The 19,913-nt window shown below is 64.9% G+C and carries 14 protein-coding genes; 6 read left to right on the top strand and 8 right to left on the bottom strand.

Annotated elements, in window-relative coordinates:
- Window positions 1-81: 81 nt before the first annotated feature.
- Both Q1W26_RS10165 and Q1W26_RS10160 read left to right on the top strand, forming a co-directional pair.
- Window positions 82-1,809 carry a type I secretion system permease/ATPase gene (locus Q1W26_RS10165; protein WP_300439367.1) on the top strand — a complete coding sequence of 576 codons (1,728 nt, stop codon included), beginning with the start codon at window positions 82-84 and terminating at the stop codon, window positions 1,807-1,809.
- Window positions 1,810-1,934: 125 nt separating this feature from the next.
- The gene (locus Q1W26_RS10160) at window positions 1,935-3,149 is read left to right on the top strand and encodes an HlyD family type I secretion periplasmic adaptor subunit (protein ID WP_300439364.1); all 1,215 of its coding nucleotides are present in this window, start codon (window positions 1,935-1,937) and stop codon (window positions 3,147-3,149) included.
- Here Q1W26_RS10160 and Q1W26_RS10155 read toward each other — a convergent pair.
- Complete coding sequence (locus Q1W26_RS10155; RefSeq protein ID WP_300439361.1) at window positions 3,124-4,056, bottom strand: LysR family transcriptional regulator; 933 nt, start codon at window positions 4,054-4,056, stop codon at window positions 3,124-3,126. The genes Q1W26_RS10160 and Q1W26_RS10155 overlap by 26 nt on opposite strands.
- Window positions 4,057-4,182: 126 nt before the next feature.
- Here Q1W26_RS10155 and Q1W26_RS10150 point away from each other — a divergent pair, with 126 nt between their 5' ends.
- A complete protein-coding gene (locus Q1W26_RS10150; protein ID WP_300439358.1) occupies window positions 4,183-5,697 on the top strand; it encodes an acetyl-CoA hydrolase/transferase family protein in 1,515 nt (504 codons plus the stop codon).
- A 187-nt stretch (window positions 5,698-5,884) separates the two neighbouring features.
- Here the strand turns inward: Q1W26_RS10150 and selD are convergent, their stop codons facing one another.
- On the bottom strand, window positions 5,885-6,934 hold the full coding sequence (gene selD, locus Q1W26_RS10145) for a selenide, water dikinase SelD (protein WP_300439356.1): 1,050 nt from the start codon (window positions 6,932-6,934) through the stop codon (window positions 5,885-5,887).
- Window positions 6,935-6,970: 36 nt separating this feature from the next.
- Between selD and mnmH the strand changes: the two genes are divergently transcribed.
- The gene (mnmH, locus tag Q1W26_RS10140) at window positions 6,971-8,035 is read left to right on the top strand and encodes a tRNA 2-selenouridine(34) synthase MnmH (protein ID WP_300439353.1); all 1,065 of its coding nucleotides are present in this window, start codon (window positions 6,971-6,973) and stop codon (window positions 8,033-8,035) included.
- 61 nt (window positions 8,036-8,096) lie between these two features.
- Here the strand turns inward: mnmH and Q1W26_RS10135 are convergent, their stop codons facing one another.
- From Q1W26_RS10135 to Q1W26_RS10120, 4 genes are all read right to left on the bottom strand, one after another.
- Window positions 8,097-11,879 carry a PAS domain S-box protein gene (locus tag Q1W26_RS10135; protein ID WP_300439350.1) on the bottom strand — a complete coding sequence of 1,261 codons (3,783 nt, stop codon included), beginning with the start codon at window positions 11,877-11,879 and terminating at the stop codon, window positions 8,097-8,099.
- 161 nt (window positions 11,880-12,040) lie between these two features.
- Complete coding sequence (locus Q1W26_RS10130) at window positions 12,041-13,465, bottom strand: PhoH family protein (RefSeq protein ID WP_300439347.1); 1,425 nt, start codon at window positions 13,463-13,465, stop codon at window positions 12,041-12,043.
- A gap of 47 nt (window positions 13,466-13,512) precedes the next feature.
- A complete protein-coding gene (locus tag Q1W26_RS10125) occupies window positions 13,513-13,968 on the bottom strand; it encodes a peroxiredoxin (protein WP_300439345.1) in 456 nt (151 codons plus the stop codon).
- 84 nt (window positions 13,969-14,052) lie between these two features.
- Window positions 14,053-14,430 carry an Mth938-like domain-containing protein gene (locus Q1W26_RS10120; RefSeq protein ID WP_300439343.1) on the bottom strand — a complete coding sequence of 126 codons (378 nt, stop codon included), beginning with the start codon at window positions 14,428-14,430 and terminating at the stop codon, window positions 14,053-14,055.
- Window positions 14,431-14,631: 201 nt separating this feature from the next.
- On the opposite strand from Q1W26_RS10120, the gene Q1W26_RS10115 reads away from it, so the two are divergent.
- The gene (locus Q1W26_RS10115; protein WP_300439340.1) at window positions 14,632-15,858 is read left to right on the top strand and encodes a pyridoxal phosphate-dependent aminotransferase; all 1,227 of its coding nucleotides are present in this window, start codon (window positions 14,632-14,634) and stop codon (window positions 15,856-15,858) included.
- Window positions 15,859-15,964: 106 nt separating this feature from the next.
- Window positions 15,965-17,272 carry a homoserine dehydrogenase gene (locus Q1W26_RS10110; protein ID WP_300439337.1) on the top strand — a complete coding sequence of 436 codons (1,308 nt, stop codon included), beginning with the start codon at window positions 15,965-15,967 and terminating at the stop codon, window positions 17,270-17,272.
- A gap of 69 nt (window positions 17,273-17,341) precedes the next feature.
- Here the strand turns inward: Q1W26_RS10110 and Q1W26_RS10105 are convergent, their stop codons facing one another.
- Together Q1W26_RS10105 and dnaJ are read right to left on the bottom strand one after the other, a co-directional pair.
- Window positions 17,342-18,496, bottom strand: a complete 1,155-nt coding sequence (locus tag Q1W26_RS10105; protein WP_300439334.1) for an ABC transporter substrate-binding protein — start codon at window positions 18,494-18,496, stop codon at window positions 17,342-17,344.
- Between the two features lie 210 nt (window positions 18,497-18,706).
- Window positions 18,707-19,840 carry a molecular chaperone DnaJ gene (gene dnaJ / locus Q1W26_RS10100; protein ID WP_300439331.1) on the bottom strand — a complete coding sequence of 378 codons (1,134 nt, stop codon included), beginning with the start codon at window positions 19,838-19,840 and terminating at the stop codon, window positions 18,707-18,709.
- Window positions 19,841-19,913 lie beyond the last annotated feature (73 nt).

The raw sequence follows: 19,913 nt of genomic DNA, 5'->3' as shown, positions 1-19,913 counted from the left end.
GCTTGAACGGCCGGGTTTCGGTCGTAGCTACACAACAGAATGGGCCGGCTTTGACCGGCTCTTCTTTTTCAAGGGATCACCGTGCCATTTCTCGGACTTGAACGGCCGCGCATCGACACGCCCATGGGGCAGGCGCTCGAATGCGCGCTGGGCGTACTCAAGCGGGTCGGTTTTTTCAGCATGTTCATCAACCTGCTTACGCTCACCTCGTCGATCTACATGATGCAGGTGTACGACCGGGTACTGGCTTCGCGCAGCGGCCCGACCCTTCTGTACCTCACGCTTTTCGCCGGTGCCTGCCTGGCCACGCTGGCCGCCCTCGAAGTGGTGCGCTCCCGGCTGCTGGTGCGGCTTGGGGCGCGCTTTGACGCGCAGCTGTCGGGCCTCGTCTTCATGCGCACGCTCACCGCCGGGCGCAGCGGCCAATCCCTGCGTGATCTCGACCAGCTGCGCAACTTCCTGACCGGCTCGCACATCCTGAGCCTGCTCGATGCGCCGTGGATGCCGATCTACATCGGCCTGGTTTACCTGCTTCACCCCATGCTCGGCCATGTGGCGCTGGTGGGGGGCGTGCTGCTGTTCCTGCTGGCGCTCTGGAACGAGCGTGACACCCGCGAGCCCCTTGCCGAGGCCGGCAAGCAGATGGCGGCCGGCACCCAGTTTGCCGAGATTTCGGCGCGCAACGCCGAAGCGATCCGCGCCATGGGCATGTTGCCCGGCCTCACCGTGCTGTGGCGCAAACGTCACGACCTGGGCCTCGGCCTGCAGGGCCTGGCCAGCGACCGGGCCGGCAACGTGGCCGCGGTGGCCAAGGCGCTGCGCTTCTTCCTGCAGGTTGCGATTCTCGGCGTGGGTGCCTGGCTGGTGATCAAGCAGGAATGCACCGGCGGCGTGATGATCGCTTCGTCCATCATCATGGGCCGCGGGCTGGCCCCGGTGGAAGCGGCCATTGGCGGCTGGCGCGGCTTCCTGATGGCGCGGGAATCGTATGGTCGGCTGCTCAAGGGATTTGGCAGCGATGCCGCCGACGCGCCCACCATGCTGCTGCCCAAGCCCGAGGGCAAGCTGGTTTTCGAGGGCGTTTCGGGCGGCCCGCCCGATTTGCGCAAATTCACCGTTCAAAACCTCAGCTTTAGCCTGGATGCCGGCAGCGTGCTGGGCATCACCGGCCCCAGCGCGGCCGGAAAGTCCACCCTCGCGCGGCTGGCGGTGGGCGTGTGGCGGCCGGGCACCGGTGTGGTGCGGCTTGACGGCGTGAATATCGCCGACTGGAATCGCGAAGACGTGGGCCCACACATCGGCTACCTGCCCCAGGACATCGAGCTTTTTCCCGGAACCGTCGCCGACAACATCGCCCGCTTCGGCAAGGTGGACCCGGACAAGGTTGTCGATGCGGCCCAGCTTGCCGGGGCGCACCAGGTGATCCTCGAACTGCCCCAGGGCTACGACACGCCGATCGGCCCGTCGGGCGTCAATCTGTCCGGCGGGCAGCGCCAGCGCATCGGGCTGGCGCGGGCCTTCTATGGGCGCCCGCCGCTGATCGTGCTGGACGAGCCCACCTCCAACCTCGATGCCGAAGGCGAAGGCGCCGTGCGCCAGGCCATGGAAGTGCTGCGGGGCCAATCGACGGTGGTCGTCATTGCCCACCGGCCGGCGGTGCTCGGCGGCACCGATCAACTGATGGTGATCCTGAAAGGACAAATCGTGAATTTCGGGCCCACTTCGGAAGTCATGCCGGTCATCACGCGGCGCGTCATTGCCCGTCCGGAAGGCCAGCCGCAGGAAGCCGGAGGCGCAGCCAATGGTTGAACTCGCCCGTGAAATCGAAGCCTCGCTGATCGTCGGCGAGGACAAGGCCGTGGCCGACGCCCGGCGCCCGGCGCTGGAGCCGCATCGGCTACGCAATCCTGGCCGGCACCTTCGGGCTCACCATCGTGTGGTCGTCGCTGGCGCCGCTGTCGTCGGCGGTGGTGGCCCAGGGCTCGGTCAAGGTGGACAGCAGCCGCAAAAAAATCCAGCACCCGGAAGGGGGCGTGGTGAAGGCGATCTTGGTGAAGGATGGCAGCACCGTGAAGGCCGGTGATGTGCTGGTGCAGCTCGACGAAACCAAGGCCGGCGCCGCCTACGGGGTGGTGAAGGGCGGGCGCGAAGTGGCCCTGGCGGCCCAGGCGCGCCTCGAGGCCGAGCGCGACGAGCGTTCTTCCATCGTCTTTCCCAAGGCGCTGACGAGCCAGGCGAACGAGCCGCAGATCGCCGAAATCCTGCGCTCCCAGGAGTCCGTCTTCAACGCCCGGCGCGCCTCGCGCATCGGCGAGGTGGGGATTCTCGAACGACAGATCGGCTCGCTGCGCAGCGAGATCGCGGGCCTGCAATCCCAGCAGCGCTCCAAGCAGGAGCAGGCGGCCAGCGTCAAGGCCGAACTCGACGGGCTTGCGTCGCTGGCCAGCCAGGGCATGGTCGAAAAAACCAAGATCCGCACCATCGAGCGCGATCTGACCCGCCTCCTCGGCGAGCGGGACGAACTGGCCTCCAAGGTGGCTTCGGCCAACACGGCAATCAGCGAGAAGGAGCTCAAGAAATTCCAGGTGAAAAAAGCCTTTCACGAGGAAGTGGTTGCCGAGCTGAAGAAGGTTCAGGCCGAAAACTTCGAGTTGATCGAACGTGAAAGCGCCACCCGCTACACCCTCGAGCAAACCGAACTGCGCGCACCGGTGGATGGCACCGTGACGGATCTCAAGATTCACACCGCCGGCGGCGTGATCGGCCCCGGCGAAGTGGTGATGGAAGTGGTGCCCAGCTCCGACCGGCTGATCGTCGAAGGCAAGGTGTTGCCGCCGGACATCGACCGGGTGGCGCTGGGGCAGGATGTGGGCGTCAAGCTGCACGCCTTCAACGCACGCACCACGCCCGAGCTCAAGGGCAAGCTCAGCTACGTGTCGGCCGACGCGGTGCTCGACCCGCGTACCGAGATGAGCTACTTCATCGTCAAGGTCACGGTGTCGGCCGACGAACTGAAGCGACTCGGCGACCAGAAAGTGCAGCCGGGCATGCAGACCGACGTGTTCATCATCACCGGCGAGCGCACCTTCCTGGGCTATCTGTTCCGGCCGCTGGCCGACAGCTTCAACCAGGCCTGGCGGGAGCGCTAACGGGGCTCTCTCTGCTGCCCAGCATTTCCTCGCAAACCTTCATCCACGCCCGCGCGGCGTGGGACATGTAGCGGCCGGGCTTCCAGATCAACGCCACATTCCAGTCCAGGGGCGAGTCCGGCGCGGCAAGCAGCGGGCGTACAACCAGCTCGTCGCCAATGTTGAGGCGGGCGAGGAGGGGAGCCGGGATCAGCGTGGTGCCGAGCCCGGCGGCGGCCAGCGCGACGAGAAAATCCCACTGGCTGCTTTGGGCCGCGATGCGCGCTTCGAAGCCCGCCACGACGCAGGCCTCGCGGATTCGCCGGGTCAGCGAGAAATCGTCGCCGAGCAGCAGCAGCGGCTCGTCCCGCAGTGCCGTCAGCGGCACCGTTGCCGCCCGTGCCCAACGCGCCTGCCGCGTGCCGACCACGAAGACCGGATAGCGCCCGAAGCTGCGCGAATCCAGCCCCAGCGCCGGGTCGGCGGGCAGCAGCGTGGCGCCCACTTCCAGCTCGCCGCCGGCCACCTGCTGCTCGATCACCTGCCCGCCGTTTTCCTGCAGGCGCAGGCTCACCGCCGGGTAGCGCTCGCGAAAAGCCTTTACCACCGGCGGAAACAGCAGGTTCACCATCGGCGGAATTCCCACCGTCAGCTCGCCGCGGGCGAGGGTGGTGAGGTCGGTCACCTCGCGGGTGAGCCGGCCCATCATGCCCAGCGCCTCCAGCCCCCGTTCATGCACGATGCGCCCGACGTCGGTCAGGCGCAGCTGGCGCCCGTCGCGGATCAAGAGCGGCTGGCCGATTTCGTCCTCCAGTTGGCGGAGCATCTTGCTGACCGTCGACTGGGTGACGTTGAGGCGTTCGGCGGCCACCGTGAAGCTGCTGTGGCGAACGGTTTCGACGAAATAACGAAGTGCGCGAAGGTCCATTTTGATGAAAAAAACGACTGAAGTTCAGTAGTTTAAGTCATAACACGACTGTTTTACCCGTCCTATACTGCCAGCCGACTCGTCCGTCGAGATGGGGCCACACAACCGAGGATCGGAGAAAACGCAATGCCCATGGATCGTATTCGCCTTGCCCGCCTGCGGGACCGCATCATGTCGCCCGAAGCCGCCGCCGAACTGTTTCGCGACGGCATGACGGTCGGCATGAGCGGCTTCACCCGCGCCGGTGACTGCAAGGCCGTGCCTTTTGCGCTGGCCGAGCGGGCTGCCAACGAGCCGCTGCAGATCACGCTGATGACCGGCGCATCCCTGGGCAACGACATCGACAAGGTGCTCACCGACGCCAACGTGATCAGTCGCCGCATCCCGTTCCAGTCCGACCCGACGCTGCGCCGCAAGATCAACGCCGGCGAGGTGATGTTCATCGACCAGCACTTGTCCGAAACCGTCGAGCAGCTGCGCTCCGGCCAGCTTGCGCCGGTGGATATCGCGGTGGTCGAGGCCACCGCCATCACCGAGAACGGCGGCATCGTGCCGACCACCTCGGTGGGCAATTCGGTCAGCTTTGCCGTGCTGGCGAAAAAAATCATCGTCGAGATCAACCTGACCATGCCGGCCGGGCTCGAAGGCCTGCACGACATCTACATCCCCACCTACCGCCCGCACCGCCTGCCGATTCCGCTGATTTCGCCCGAGCAGCGCATCGGCCTGCCGTTCATTCCGGTGGACCCGGAAAAGATCGTCGCCATCGTGATCACCGAGAAGGCCGACAGCCCGTCCAACGTGCTGCCGCCGGACGACGAAACGCGGGCAATTGCCGGTCACCTGAATGATTTCCTGGGCCACGAAGTGAAGGCCGGGCGTCTGTCGGCGTCGCTGCAGCCGCTGCAGGCCGGCATCGGCACCATCGCCAACGCGGTGCTGCACGGCATGCTGGATTCACCCTTCCGGGATCTGAAGATGTACTCGGAAGTGCTGCAGGACAGCACCGTCGAACTGCTTGACGACGGTCGCCTGAGTTTTGCGTCGGCGTCCAGCATCACCCTTTCGCACGGTACGTATGAGCGGGTGCTGGGCGATATCGAGAAGTACAAGTCGCGTCTGGTGCTGCGTCCGCAGGAGATCAGCAACCACCCCGAAGTGATTCGCCGCCTTGGCCTGATCACCATCAACACGGCGCTGGAGTGCGACATCTACGGCAATGTGAATTCCACCCACGTGGGCGGCACGCACATGATGAACGGCATCGGCGGCTCGGGCGATTTTGCCCGCAACGCGCACCTGTCGGTGTTCGTGACCAAGTCGATCGCCAAGAACGGAGCGATTTCGAGCATCGTGCCGATGGTGACCCACGTGGATCACACCGAGCACGACACCGACATCATCGTGACCGAGCACGGCCTGGCCGACTTGCGCGGTCTGGCTCCCCGCGAAAGGGCCCGGCAGATCATCGACCACTGCACCGATCCGCTCTACCGCGACGTGCTGCGTGATTATTACTTGCGCGCCTGCCGCCGTGGCGGCCACACCCCGCAGTTGCTGCAGGAGGCCTTTGCCTGGCATTTGCGCTACGAGCACAGCGGCTCGATGCTGGAGCGCCAGCCGGAAGCCGTGCCGGCCTGAGGGTTTGCCCCGAACGCTCACCCCGAACGCGGGCGCGCGCAGGCCGCGCTCCGCAGGCTTCGGCTGATCGAAAGCGCCCTTCGATCCGGAGCCTCGTAACATCGCCTGCATCTCCCCAAGCCAACCGCGTTCCGCTCTCCCCGGCGGAACGCGGTTTTGGCTTTGTGGGGCGTGCGCGCGGGCAGGTTCAGGCGGTGATGTGCACCTCGGCGGCGCCGGAATGCATTCGGCCGATCACCGCCGCGTCGCCAAAACCGCCACTGCGGAAGGTTTCCAGCACGGTGGCGACACTGGCTTCGTCGCAGGCCACCAGCAGGCCGCCGCTGGTCTGGGCGTCGGCGAGCACGTTGCGCTGCCAGCTTTCCACGCCGTCGTCGAAGCGCACCGCGTTGCCGCAGCTGTCGAGGTTGCGGGCGATTGCGCCGGGGCCGATGCCCTGTTTGGCAAACGGCACGGCCGCCGGCATCACCGGCACGCTGGAAGCCGCCACCGCCGCGCCCAGACCCGCACCCCGACACACCTCCAGCAGATGGCCGAGCAGGCCGAAACCGGTGACGTCGGTCAGCGCGTGCACGCCCGGCAGGCTGGCCAGGGCCGGGCCCACGGTGTTGAGGCGGGTGGTGGTGGCGATCATCTGGGCGTAACCGTCTTCACCGAGCACGCCTTTTTTCATGGCGGAACCGAGAATGCCGACGCCCAGCGGCTTGCCGAGGATCAGCACGTCGCCATCGCGGGCATCGCGGTTGCGCTTGATCACGTCCGGGTGGGCGATGCCCAGCGCGACGAGGCCGTAGATCGGTTCGGGGGAGTCGATGCTGTGCCCGCCGGCCACCGGAATGCCGGCTGCCGCGCAAACACTGGCGCCCCCTTCGAGGATGCGGCCGATGTCGGACAGCGACATCTTGCCCACCGGCATGCCGACGATGGCCAGCGCCATGATGGGCGTGCCGCCCATGGCGTAAACGTCGGAAAGGGCGTTGGTGGCGGCGATGCGCCCGAAGTCGAAGGGATCGTCGACGATGGGCATGAAGAAATCGGTGGTGGCGATCAGGGCCTGCTGGTCGTTGAGGCGCCACACGGCGGCATCGTCGGCGGTTTCGGTGCCCACCATCAGATTGGCGAAGGGCTTGGCGGCAGGCATGTGACTGAGCATTTCGCTCAGTACGGCGGGGGCGATTTTGCAGCCGCATCCGCCGCCGTGAGACAATTCCGTGAGTCGCAGGGGTGCTTCAGTCATCTCTTTTTTTCCAGTTCATTCAGCGGGTTGTTCATCGTGTCTTCTCATTCTGCCCCCTTTTCCGCCCGCTTCGAGCAGCTCGACGAGTTCGACGCCATCATCGACGTGCGTTCGCCGTCCGAGTTTGCCGAAGACCATATTCCCGGGGCCATCAACTGCCCGGTGCTCGACGACGAGGAGCGCATCCGGGTGGGCACGCTCTACAAGCAGGTGTCGCCTTTCGAGGCACGCAAGGTGGGGGCTGCGCTGGTGTCGCGAAATATCGCAAACCACATCAAGGCGCATTTTCTCAGCAAGCCGAAGGGCTGGAAACCCTTGATTTACTGCTGGCGCGGCGGACAGCGCAGCGGTTCGATGACGGTTGTGCTCGGCCAGATCGGCTGGGCTGCCCGGCGTCTCGAAGGCGGCTACAAGTCTTTCCGCAATCACGTGCTGGCCGAGCTCGATGCGTTGCCGCCGGCGCTCACGTTCAAGATTCTCTGCGGGCCCACCGGCAGCGCCAAAACGGCGCTGCTCGATGCGCTGGCCGCGGCGGGCGAGCAGGTGCTGGACCTGGAAGGGCTGGCCAATCACCGTGGTTCGGTGCTGGGCGGCGAACCGAACAGCAGCCAGCCGGGCCAGAAGGCTTTCGAAACACAGCTGTGGTCCGTTCTGCGGGGCTTCGATCCGGCGCGGCCGGTGTGGGCCGAGTCCGAAAGCCGGCGCGTCGGACGGCTGCATTCGCCGGGCGTGCTCTTCGAGTGCCTGCGCAGTGGCGAGTGTGTGCGTATCCAGGCGCCGCTGGTCGCCCGCATCGATCATTTGCTGGAGCGCTATTCCGACCTGATTGCCGACCCTGCGGCCTTCAATGCCAAGCTCGAGCGCCTGGCGCCGCAGCATGGCCACAAGCGGGTTGCCGGGTGGCAGGCGATGGTGGAGGCCGGCACCTGGCGCCAGCTGGCCGAGGAACTGGTCACGGCCCATTACGATCCGGCCTATCTGCGCGGTGGCGAGGGGCTGTATCGCCGGCTGGCGGAGGGGCAGGAGCTGGTGTTGTCCGGGCTCGATCCGGCAAGCCTGGCAGCCGCGGCGCAGGAACTCGCCTCGTCGTCCGCAGGCTGATGCCGGATTGATCCCTCCGGGGTGCGGGCCTGCGCCGATGCGGCCCGGCCCGCTCGAGACCTCAGGCCGGCCGGCGGGCGTGGCGCAGGATGCTGGCCACGAGGGTGTCGAGATCAATCGGCTTGGCGATGTGGTCAACCATGCCGGCATTCATGCACTTGGCCTTTTCTTCGGCCATGGCGTGGGCGGTCTGGCCGATGACGGGCAGCGCCGGCGCCAGTAGACGGATGCGCCGGGTGGCTTCGTAGCCGTCCATTTCCGGCATCTGGATGTCCATCAGCACGATATCGAAGCTGCCGGGGCGGCTTGCGGCAACCCGTTCGACCGCCGCCCGGCCGTTGTCGACCATTTCGAGGCGGGCGCCTTCCGAGAGCAGCATGTCCTCGAGCACCAGTTGATTCACTTCGTTGTCTTCGGCGGCCAGGATGGAGATGCCGGCCAGGCGTTCGGCCTGGGGGCTGGCAGTGATGGCGTGGGGGGCGTGCAGGCTGGCGTTTTCCGCCGGCACGTAGGGCAGGCGGACTTCGAAGCAGCTGCCGTGGCCGGGCTCGCTGGTGGCTTCGATGCGGCCCTCGAAGAGGCCGACGAGCTGCCTGGTGATGGCCAGGCCGAGGCCGGTGCCGCCGAAGCGTCGGGTGGTTGAGCTGTCGGCCTGCTCGAAGGCCAGGAAAATCTGGTTCAGGCGGCAGGGGTCGATGCCAATGCCGGTATCGCTGACGCGGAATACCAGCTGGTCGTTGTCCCGTGCGGCGTGGATCGTGACGGTGCCAGCCTCGGTGAATTTCAGGGCGTTGGAGAGCAGGTTGGCGAGGATCTGGCTGACCCGCAGCGGGTCGAGGGTGCAGGCGACGGGCAGATTCGGGGCCAGTTCGAGGCGAAGGCTCAGGCCCTTGCTGCTGGCCCTTTCGCTGAATGTGCCGGCGGTGGCCTCGAGCAGCCGCGGCAGGTCGGTTGCCACGGATTCCAGGTGCAGCTTGCCGGCTTCGATCTTGGAGAAGTCGAGGATGTCATTCACCACGCCCAGAAGCAGCTTGCCCGAGTCGAGGATGTGGGCGAAGACCTGCCGCGTCCGGCTGTCAAGGCTGTCCCGATGGCCGATCTCCGCAAAACCGAGGATGCCGTTGAGGGGCGTGCGGATTTCATGGCTCATGTTGGCCAGGAATTCGCTTCTGATGCGGGCCAGTTTTTCGGCGGCCTGGCGGGCTTGCTCGCGGGCTTCTTCCATTGCCCGCCGTTCGGTGACGTCCATGAAGCTGATCACTGCGCCAACAATATGGCCGTCCCGGATCATCGGGTGGGTGGAGTAGATGACGGGCACCGGATGCCCGTCGGCGTGCCAGTACACCTCGTCGCTGATGGTGACGACTTCGCCGAGGCGCAGGGTCTGGTTGGTCGGGCAGTCCAGCGGGGAATAGGGCCGGCCGTCGGGGTGGCTGTGGTGGATGAGGGCGTGGATGTGCGCACCCACGACGCTGTCTGCGGCAAGCCCCAGCATGCGGCAGGCGGCCGGGTTGATGAAGGTGACGCGGCCGTGGGTGTCCACGCCGTAAACACCGTCGGCAGTGGATTCGAGGATCAGGCGGATGCTGGCTTCCGAGCTGGAAAGCTGGGCGGTGCGCTCGGCGACCAGTTGTTCGAGGTGCTGCCGGTGCCGGCTCAGTTCGTTTTCGAGCGCCTTGCGTTCGGTGACGTTGCGGCAGACGCCGAAGACGCGATCGATACGGCCGCTGTCGTCGAAGGTGGCGCTGGCCCAGTCGGCGACCCAGATGTAGGTGCCGTTGGGGTGGCTCAGGCGGTATTCGATCGCGTATTCGGGGGCCTCGGGGGTGAGGCCGGCGAGGGCGGCCAGGAAGTGTTTCTCGTCGTCGGGATGGACGAGCTTGAAGTAGGCTTTTCCGGTGCCTTCCGGAGGCAGGCCCCAACTGCGGGGCAGGTTGCCGTTTCGATAGACCCTGTCGCTACCCGTGATGTATTCGTAGGCGAACATGTTGGCCGCGTGGAGGGCGAGGCGCATGCGCTTTTCGCTTTCCGCCAGGGCCGCTGCGGAGTGGGCGCTGGCGATGCCGATGGCCGCGGTGTGGGTGGCCATGTCGACCAGTTGTTCGGCGGTGTCGATCTGCAGCGCGGGGCCGGTGCTGTAAAGGGCGAAGGTGCCGAGCAGGCCGCCGCCGGCATCGAGGATGGGAGACGACCAGCAGGCGTGCAGCTTGGCCGCGCGGGCTGCGTCGTGCAGGCAGGCCCAGCGCGGGTCGGTCTGGATGTCGTCGATGAGGAGGGCGTCGTGCATGAAGGCGCTGCTTGCGTCGGCGTTCCTGTCGCTGCCGATGAGCAGGCCGTCCATGGCCCGGTTGAAGGCGTCGGGCAGGCTGGGGGCTGCGCCGTGGCGCAGGGTGCCGCTCGGCGCGTCGAAGAGGAGGACCGAGCAGAGCATGCCTTGGGCCTGGGATTCGAGGCCGCGTACCAGCTGATCGAGGACGAGGGGCAGCGGCGCATCGCTGGCGATCATTTCGAGGATGCGGTTCTGGGCCGCCTGCAGGCCGGCCACACGTTTCTGTTTGTCCACGTCGTGGGCGACGCAGAGATAGCCGACGGCGCGCTGTCTGCCGGAAGTGATCGGCGTGACGATTTCGGCGATTTGGACGAGGCTGTGATCCTTGCGCAGCCAGGTGCGCTCGTGTTGGTCGACATTGGCCGGGTTGTGGGCCGGGATCGGGGCGCCGGGCTTGTCGGGGGGCTGGAAGTGATCAAGGCGCAGCTTGCCAATGGTTTCTGCGGCGGTGTAGCCCAGCAGGTTTTCGGCGCCGCGGTTGAACACGGTGATGAGGCCTTTGCTGTCGGTGGAAATGATCGCCACTTCAGAGGCCGCGTCCAGCACGCCTTGCAGCAGGCGATTGCTGCGTGCCATGCGCCGGTAGAAAAGAAACACCGACATCAGGGCCAGGGCGGCCAGGGCCGCGGAGGCGGCGGCGCGCCAGCGCCACTCGCGGAGCATTTCGGCGTGGGAGACGCCGACGACAACGTACAGGGGGAAGTGTTCGAGCCTCTGGAAGCTGGTGGCCCGCTGGATGCCGTCGAAGCGGCTCGCGTTGGACAGGGTGCCGGATTTCCGGCCTTCGAGGATCAGCTGGTGAGCCGGGTGGGTGGGTTCGGACTTGTTGATGGCGCCGGGAACGTAGGGGCGGCGGGTGATGAGGGTGCCCGTGTCGATGCGACGAATTCCGGCGGCGCCGTCCGTGCCGAGCCGGGCATCTTCGAGCAGACGATCGAAATAGCTCAGGTCGAGGGGCGAGCTCACGGCACCGAGAAAACGCCCCTGCGAGTCGCGGATAGCGCGCAGCAGGATGACGGCGTTGCGGTCGGTGGTGCGGGATATGACCACGTCGGAAATGACCAGGCCGGCATCGGGGTCGTCGCGGACGCGCTGGAAGTGCGGGCGATCGGCCACGTTCATGGGGCGCAGCATTGTTGCGGTGGTCAGGCGAAGCTCGCCGCTGGCGTCGAAAATCCGGATGCTGTCCACCTGCGGGATGCGCGCAAGGTAGTGGCGCAGGCGGGGGGCTTCGGCTTGCCAGGTTTTTTGAAGCGCTGCCGGTTCGTCGATGAGGGGGGCGAGCAGGACGGCCGATTCTGCCAGCAGCATGTCGACCGTGTTGAGCGTGGTGTCGAGGGCGAAGGCGTTGACCCGGGCAACGCCGCTGGAGGTGGCTTCCGCCTTGTTGATGACGTCGTTATAGCCCGTCCAGGAAAGGTAGCCGAGCACGAGGGCCGTCGTCAGCATGGCGACGATCTGCCCCCAGTACGCCTTCGGCAGCGGGCTCCGATCGATCTGCTTTTTATCTCCCACCCGCTACTCTCCTGCCGGCGAAGATGCCGGGGGGTTCCTCTTGTTGCCGGGCTTGCAGCCTGCGGTCATCGTGTTTACGGCGAGTGGGTGGATGTCTTGATGCGGATGCCCATGAGGGCAACCGGGCCACCCGTGAAGGGGGCCCGGGTGGGTGATGCTGCTTACAACACTTCGGCGGCGTGGTCGGCGAGGCGGGAGCGTTCGCCACGCTGCAGGGTGATGTGGCCGGAATGGGCCCAGCCCTTGAAGCGATCGACCACGTAGGTGAGGCCCGACGAGCCTTCGGTGAGGTAGGGCGTGTCGATCTGCGCGATGTTGCCCATGCACACCACCTTGGTGCCGGGGCCGGCGCGGGTGATGAGGGTTTTCATCTGCTTGGGCGTCAGGTTCTGGGCTTCATCGATGATCAGGAACTTGTTGATGAAGGTGCGTCCGCGCATGAAGTTGAGGGACTTGATCTTGATGCGGCTCCTGATCAGGTCGCGCGTGGCGGCCCGGCCCCATTCGCCGCCCTCGCCGGTGGTGCCGTTGAGCACGTCCAGGTTATCTTCCAGGGCACCCATCCACGGGGCCATCTTTTCTTCCTCGGTGCCGGGCAGGAAGCCGATGTCCTCGCCCACCGGTACGGTGACGCGGGTCATGATGATTTCCGAGTAGCGCTTGGTCTCGAGCACCTGGGTCAGGCTGGCTGCCAGCGTGAGCAGCGTTTTGCCGGTGCCGGCCTGACCGAGGAGGGTGACGAAGTCGATCTCCGGGTTCATCAGCAGGTTGAGGGCGAAGTTCTGCTCCCGGTTGCGCGCCGTTATGCCCCAGGTGTTGTTCTTCTGGTGGGAGTAATCGATCAGGGTTTCAAGGGTGACGGTGCGTCCGGCCTTGTCCTTGACCCAGGCCTGCAGGGGCTGCTCGCCTTCGCCTTCCTGGAAGACGAATTCGTTGATCAGCAGGTCGGCGGTGTCGGGGCCCTTGAGCTTGTAGTAGGTGTGGCCGTCCTGCTTCCAGGATTCGAGATCCTTGCCGTTGGCTTCCCAGAAGGCGGTGTCGATCTCACGGGTGCCGGTGTAGAGCAGGTCGGTGTCTTCGAGAACCTTGTCGTTGAAGTAATCCTGTGCGGCGAGGCCCAGCGCACGGGCCTTGATGCGCATGTTGATGTCCTTGGACACCAGGATGACCGCGCGCTTCCGGTCGAACTTCTCGAAGAGGTGCAGCACCACCGCGAGGATCTGGTTGTCGCCCTTGGCCGTCGGCAGCGCCGCGGGCAGCTTGACATCGACCGCCTCGGTCTGGAGGAACAGGCGCCCGCTGGCCAGCTCGGATGACGGGCCGACGAGGCTGATGCCCGATTCGATGCCCTCGGGGCAGGAGTTGACGATTTCGTCGAGCGTGCGGCTGGCCTGCCGTGCGTTACGGGCCACTTCCGACATGCCCTTCTTGTTGGAGTCGAGCTCTTCGAGAGTCATCATCGGCACGAAGATGTCGTGCTCCTCGAAGCGGAACAGGCTCGTGGGGTCGTGCATCAGCACGTTGGTGTCGAGGACGAACAGCTTGGTGGCGGGGGTCTTGGACTTGCCGGTGCGGCGGGTTGCCATGGTGTCGGTCCTTCTCGGCGTGTGTGGGAGAGGAAGCGGGCGGGCTGTTAGAGGGTCTTGATGTAATCCAGCACTTCCTGGGCGTGACCGGGCACTTTCACGCCACGCCATTCGCGCCGCAGGATGCCGGCGGCGTCGATGACGAAGGTGCTGCGTTCTATGCCCCGCACCTGTTTGCCGTACATGTTCTTGAGTTTCATGACGCCGAAGAGCGTGCAGGCGGTTTCATCCGGGTCGGAGATGAGATCGAAGGGCAGGGCCTGCTTGGTGCGGAAGTTGTCGTGGGATTTGATGCTGTCGCGGGAGATGCCGAGCACGACGGCGCCTGCGGCAATGAATTCGTCGTGCAGGTCGCGGAAGTTCTGGCTTTCGGTGGTGCAGCCGGGGGTGCTGTCCTTCGGGTAGAAGTAGAGCACGACTTTCCGGCCTTGAAGGCTGGACAGGCTGAAGGCGGGGCTGCCGGTGGCGGCAAGGGTGAAGTCGGGTACGGCCTGATCGAGCATGGTGTCTCCGGAAACGTTGGTCGTCCGGTGCAGACTAATCGCAAGGCGGCAGACTGGCAATCCGCCCTGCGTGAAGATTTTCGTTCAGGCCGGATCGAAGATCAGCGCGGCCGCCACGTTGCGGTGCTCGGACACCAGGATGTTGTAGGTGCGGCACGCCGAACCCAGGTCCATCACCTCAAGCCCGATGCGGGCGTTGAACAGCGCCTTCATCAGTTTGGGTTGCGGAAAGCGCTGGCGCATTCCGGTACCCAGAATGATGATCTCGCAGCCGAGGCCGGCCAGACGCTCGAAGGCGGCTTCGTCGAGACTTTCGAAGTCGCCCTGGTGCCAGTCGGGCACGAGCTGCTGGGGCATCACGATCAGGTTTTGTTCGTGGCGGTCCGGCCCGATCATCACGTGCCGGGCGTCGTAGCGGGCGATGGTGTGGTACTGGGCATTCTGGTCGAGGTGGAGTTTCATGGCTTCTGTTCTCGGCGGTGGCGGGAGTTGATTTGCCCGGCTAGGGTGGCTTGGGTACCATTATAGCTTTGCGTCGTCTTGCGCCTGCCCGGGTATGCCCCCGGCCGTCACGCCAGCGGCGCCGGAATCATGAGCCGCCACACCAAACCGCGTGCTGTCAGCCGGCAGCCCGCGCTTATCAGTCAGGAAACGGAAAACGCCGTGCAACCCATTCGCAAGTCCGACAAACTCGCCAACGTCTGTTACGACATCCGCGGCCCCGTGCTGCAGAAGGCGAAGCAGATGGAGGACGAGGGCCACAAGATCATCAAGCTGAACATCGGCAACCTGGCGCCGTTCGGTTTCGATTCCCCGGAAGAAATCCAGCTCGACATGATCCGCAACCTGCCCAACGCGGCCGGCTATTCGGATTCGAAGGGGATCTTCTCGGCCCGCAAGGCGATCATGCATTACACCCAGCAAAAGCACATCAAGGGTGTGACGCTCGAAGACATCTACGTGGGTAATGGCGTTTCCGAACTGATCGTGATGGCCATGAACGCGCTGCTCAACACCGGCGACGAAGTGCTGGTGCCGGCCCCCGACTACCCGCTGTGGACCGCCGCGGTCAGCCTGTCGGGCGGCAACCCGCGTCATTACATCTGTGACGAATCCAACGGCTGGTTGCCGGATCTCGACGACATCCGCGCCAAGATCACGCCGCGCACCCGCGCCATCGTGATCATCAACCCGAACAACCCGACCGGTGCCGTCTATCCCGACGACACCCTGAAGGCCATCGTGGCCATTGCCCGCGAACACGGCCTGATCATCTACGCCGACGAAGTGTACGACAAGGTGCTCTACGAGGGCGTCACGCACACCTCCATCGGTTCGCTGTCGGAAGACGTGCTGACCGTCACCTTCAACGGCCTGTCCAAGAACTACCGCTCCTGTGGCTACCGCGCCGGCTGGATGGTGGTTTCCGGCGACCGCCGTCCGGCTGCCGATTACATCGAAGGCCTCAACATGCTGGCCTCGATGCGCCTGTGCGCCAACGTGCCCGGCCAGTTCGCCATCCAGACGGCCCTCGGTGGCTACCAGAGCATCGACGATCTGGTTGCCCCCGGCGGCCGCCTGCGTCGCCAGCGCGACCTTGCCTACGAGCTGATTACCGCCATTCCGGGGGTCAGTTGCGTCAAGCCCAAGGCCACGCTGTACATGTTCCCGAAGCTCGACGCCAAGATGTACCCCATCGAGGACGACCAGCAGTTCATCGCCGAACTGCTGGAGCAGGAAAAAGTCCTGCTGGTCCAGGGCACCGGCTTCAACTGGCCGACGCCGGATCATTTCCGGCTGGTTTTCCTGCCCTACGAGGACGACCTGAGGGATGCCGTCAACCGCATCGCCCGCTTCCTCGACGGCTACCGCAAACGTCACGGCACCTGATTTGCGGGTGAAGGGTGAAGCGTGAGGCGCGAGGGGTTCAACCCGCTCCGCACGCTGGCCCCTTTGCCTTTACCCTTAACTCTTCACTCTTGACCCTTCAACGAATATGAAACCCATCAATGTTGGCCTCCTGGGCATCGGCACCGTCGGCGGTGGCACCTTTACCGTTCTCAAGCGTAACGAAGAAGAAATCACCCGCCGTGCCGGCAGGCCGATCCGCATTACCGCGGTGGCCGACAAGAACCTCGAACTGGCAAAGAGCGTTGCCGGCGAAGGCGTGCGTCTGACCGACGACGCCTTCTCGATCGTCACCGACCCCGAGATCGACATCGTCGTCGAACTCATCGGCGGCTACGGCGTGGCCAAGGAGCTCGTGCTCAAGGCCATCGAAAACGGCAAGCACGTGGTCACCGCCAACAAGGCGCTGCTCGCTGTGCATGGCAATGAAATCTTCGCCGCCGCCCAGAAGAAGGGCGTGATGGTCGCCTTCGAAGCTGCCGTGGCCGGTGGCATCCCCATCATCAAGGCGCTGCGCGAAGGCCTCTCTGCCAACCGCATCCAGTGGCTGGCCGGCATCATCAACGGCACCACCAACTTCATCCTGTCCGAGATGCGCGACAAGGGCCTGCCCTTCGCGGAGGTGCTCAAGGAAGCCCAGGCGCTCGGCTACGCCGAAGCCGACCCCACCTTCGACATCGAAGGCGTCGACGCCGCCCACAAGGCCACCCTGATGGCCTCCATCGCCTTTGGCGTGCCGGTGCAGTTCGACAAGGCTTACGTCGAGGGCATCAGCAAGCTCGACGGCGTCGATATCAAGTACGCCGAACAACTCGGCTACCGCATCAAGCTGCTGGGCATCGCCCGCCGCCGTCCGCAGGGCATCGAGCTGCGCGTGCATCCCACGCTGATTCCCGAAAAGCGCCTGATCGCCAACGTCGAAGGCGCCATGAACGCCGTGCTGGTGCAGGGCGATGCCGTTGGCGCCACCCTTTACTACGGCAAGGGCGCCGGCGCCGAGCCGACTGCCAGCGCCGTGATCGCCGACCTCGTCGACGTGACCCGCCTGCACACCTCCGACCCGGAACACCGCGTGCCGCATCTGGCCTTCCAGCCCGACCAGATCACCGAACTGCCCATGCTGCCGATCGACGAAGTCGAGACCAGCTACTACCTGCGCCTGCGTGTCGACGACAAGCCGGGCGTACTCGCCGATGTCACCCGCATCCTGGCCGACCAGTCAATTTCCATCGACGCCATGCTCCAGCGCGAACCGGAAGAGGGCGAGTCGCAAACCGACATCATCATCCTCACCCATCTCACCATCGAGAAAAACATGAACGCCGCCATCGCCAAGGTTGAAAGCCTTGAGTCGGTGACCGGCAAGGTGACCCGCCTGCGCCTGGAAAATCTTTGATTGGTTTTCCGGTTTGAAATAAAAAAGCCGCGCTGGTCGCGGCTTTTTTATTGCTGTGTGCAACGCGACTCAGCGCAGAACCCGTCCGTCACGACTCAGGACGGTGAGGTCTACGAAGCGTGAGCCGTTGTGGCTGGCCGGCGTGTAGCCGAGCTTGTAACCGCCCAGGTCGAAGTTGCTGCTTTCGAGCGTGTTGACCAGCTTTTCGCGGGTCAGATCCTTGCCGGTTTTACGAATGGCCTCGGCCATCAGTTTGGCGTTGATGAAGCCTTCGAGCCCGTAGTAGCTGTAGTTGCCGTGTTTGGCGAAGGCCTGCAGGGCCTTGTGATATTCCTTGACGACGGGCAGCGTGTCGTTCCAGGGGTAGGGCATGGCCTGGGAGATGCCGATGCCGTGCGCTTCCCTGGCGCCCATTTCTGCAACCAGGATGTCTGCGCCGATCGGCGAGAGGGTGGAGAACTGCGGTGATTGACCGGCCTTGCGCATCTGCCGTACGAATTCGGCGGTGGGCTTGAACAGCGTCACCATGATGACGGCCTGCGGGTTGGCCTTGGCGATCTGGGCAACGGCGCCTTCTACCTGCTGCGAGTTGCGTTCGACCGAGCCTTCGGCGACCGGCTTGAGCTTGTGCCGGGCGAGGGCGCTGACGACGCCATCCTTGCCGGACTTGCCAAAGCCGTCGTTCTGGTAGAACACCGCGATCTGCGTGATACCGAGCGCGACGAGGTGATTGACGATGGATTCGGTCTCGTCGGAGTAGCTCGCGCGGAGGTGGAACATATAGCGATTGACCGGCGAGCGCAGGCTGCCCGCGCCGCTGATGGTGCCCAGCAGCGGCACTTTTGCGTCGCTGAAAACCTTCATGGCCTCGGTGGTCGGCGACGAGCCGTAATAAGCCATCAGCGCGAAAACCTTGCTTTCGTTGATCAGCTTGCGGGTATTGGCGACGGTCTTTTCCGTTTCATAGCCGTCGTCGAGGGCCAGCAGTTCGATCTTCTTGCCGCCGACTCCGCCTGCAGCGTTCAGCTGCGCGAAGTAGGCCAGGGCGCCTTCCCTCATTTCCTTGCCGTAGGCGCCGTTGGGGCCGGTGAATGGCGCCGACATGCCGAGGGTGATGGTGCTGTCGCTGACGCCCGGATCAGCCGCCTGAGCGGCGGTGGTTGCGGCAAGGAGCAGTCCGGAGCCGAGGGCGGCGAGCAGGGACTTGAGCTTTTGGAGGCGCATGGGAATCGCTATTCTGGATTGATGGACGGAAAACCATCTTCGAGTATAGGGCAAACAAATGTGACGCAGGAATGCCGCGGGCGAAAGGCGTTTCCGAAATGGATGCCCTGAAATCCGGGTTGCATAAAGACGCTGGCCAGTACCCGGAGAAAATCTTTCCGGATGCTGGCCAGCGGCGATGAAGCGGGGTGAAGGAAGGCTTCAGCGTGTTCAGCCGCTGAAGAAATCCTTCACCTTGTCCATCCACGACTTGGCTTTCGGATTGTGGCGCTCTGCGTTGGTCGAGGCAATGTCGCCGAATTCGCGCAGCAGTTCCTTCTGGCGATCGGTGAGCTTGACCGGGGTTTCGACGATCACGTGAACCATCAGGTCGCCGGGCGCGTGGCTGCGCACGTTGCGGATGCCCTTGCCGCGCAGGCGGAAGACCTTTGCGCTCTGGGTTTCGGCCGGGATGCGGATGCTGGCCGCACCGTCGAGGGTCGGGATCTCGATTTCGCCGCCGAGGGCTGCCGTGGTGAAGCTGATCGGCATCTCGCAGTGGAGGTCGTCCCCGTCACGCTGAAAGACCGCGTGCTGCTTGATGTGGATTTCCACGTAGAGATCGCCGGCAGGGCCGCCATTGACGCCCGGTTCGCCCTGGCCGCCGTGGCGCAGGCGCATGCCGTTGTCGATGCCGGCCGGAATCTTCACTTCCAGCGTTTTCTGGCGCTTGACGCGTCCGGCGCCGCCGCAGGATGTGCAGGGTTCGGGAATGATGCGGCCGCTGCCGTGGCACTTCGGGCAGGTCTGCTGGATCGAGAAGAAGCCTTGCTGGATGCGCACCTGGCCCGCGCCGCCGCAGGTCGGGCAGGTTTTGGGCTGGGTGCCGGGCTTGGCGCCGGTGCCGTGGCAGGGCTCGCATTCTTCCTGGGCAGGAATGCGGATCGTCTTTTCGGCGCCGCGGGCGGCCTCTTCGAGACTGATCTCGAGGTTGTAGCGCAGATCGGCGCCGCGATAGACGTTGGAGCGCCCGCGTCCGCCACCACCGCCGCCTCCTCCGAAGATATCCCCGAAGATGTCTCCGAAGGCGTCGGCGAAGCCGTCGAAGCCCTGGCCGCCACCGCCGCCGCCCATGGACGGGTTGACGCCTTCGTGGCCGTAGCGGTCGTAGGCGGCGCGCTTGTTGGCGTCGGTGAGGATTTCGTAGGCTTCCTTGCCTTCCTTGAACTTCTCTTCAGCTTCCTTGTTGTCCGGGTTGCGGTCCGGGTGGAACTTCATGGCCAGCTTGCGGTAGGCCTTTTTCAGCTCGTCCTCAGAGGCGTCGCGATTGACGCCGAGGACTTCGTATAAATCCCGTTTCGCCATTTTTGGGTGCTCTGGCTATCTTGTGGAAAGGCCGAGCCGCACGGTGCGCGATGCACCGGCATGGCTCGGCCGG

It is taken from the genome of Zoogloea sp. (genome assembly GCF_030157465.1).
Classification (GTDB): domain Bacteria; phylum Pseudomonadota; class Gammaproteobacteria; order Burkholderiales; family Rhodocyclaceae; genus Zoogloea.
Note: the sequence above shows the minus strand (reverse complement) of the source record. Positions and strands in the feature narration are given on the sequence as shown.

Bases quoted from the DNA above. Each gene is read 5' to 3' on its own strand.
- Q1W26_RS10105 (WP_300439334.1), bottom strand. From the start codon at position 18,496: ATGCGCCTCCAAAAGCTCAAGTCCCTGCTCGCCGCCCTCGGCTCCGGA.
- Q1W26_RS10125 (WP_300439345.1), bottom strand. From the start codon at position 13,968: ATGCTCGATCAGGCCGTACCCGACTTCACCCTTGCCGCCACCGGCAGC.
- Q1W26_RS10130 (WP_300439347.1), bottom strand. From the start codon at position 13,465: ATGGCAACCCGCCGCACCGGCAAGTCCAAGACCCCCGCCACCAAGCTG.
- Q1W26_RS10150 (WP_300439358.1), top strand. From the start codon at position 4,183: ATGCCCATGGATCGTATTCGCCTTGCCCGCCTGCGGGACCGCATCATG.
- selD (WP_300439356.1), bottom strand. From the start codon at position 6,934: ATGACTGAAGCACCCCTGCGACTCACGGAATTGTCTCACGGCGGCGGA.
- Q1W26_RS10110 (WP_300439337.1), top strand. From the start codon at position 15,965: ATGAAACCCATCAATGTTGGCCTCCTGGGCATCGGCACCGTCGGCGGT.
- Q1W26_RS10155 (WP_300439361.1), bottom strand. From the start codon at position 4,056: ATGGACCTTCGCGCACTTCGTTATTTCGTCGAAACCGTTCGCCACAGC.
- dnaJ (WP_300439331.1), bottom strand. From the start codon at position 19,840: ATGGCGAAACGGGATTTATACGAAGTCCTCGGCGTCAATCGCGACGCC.
- Q1W26_RS10120 (WP_300439343.1), bottom strand. From the start codon at position 14,430: ATGAAACTCCACCTCGACCAGAATGCCCAGTACCACACCATCGCCCGC.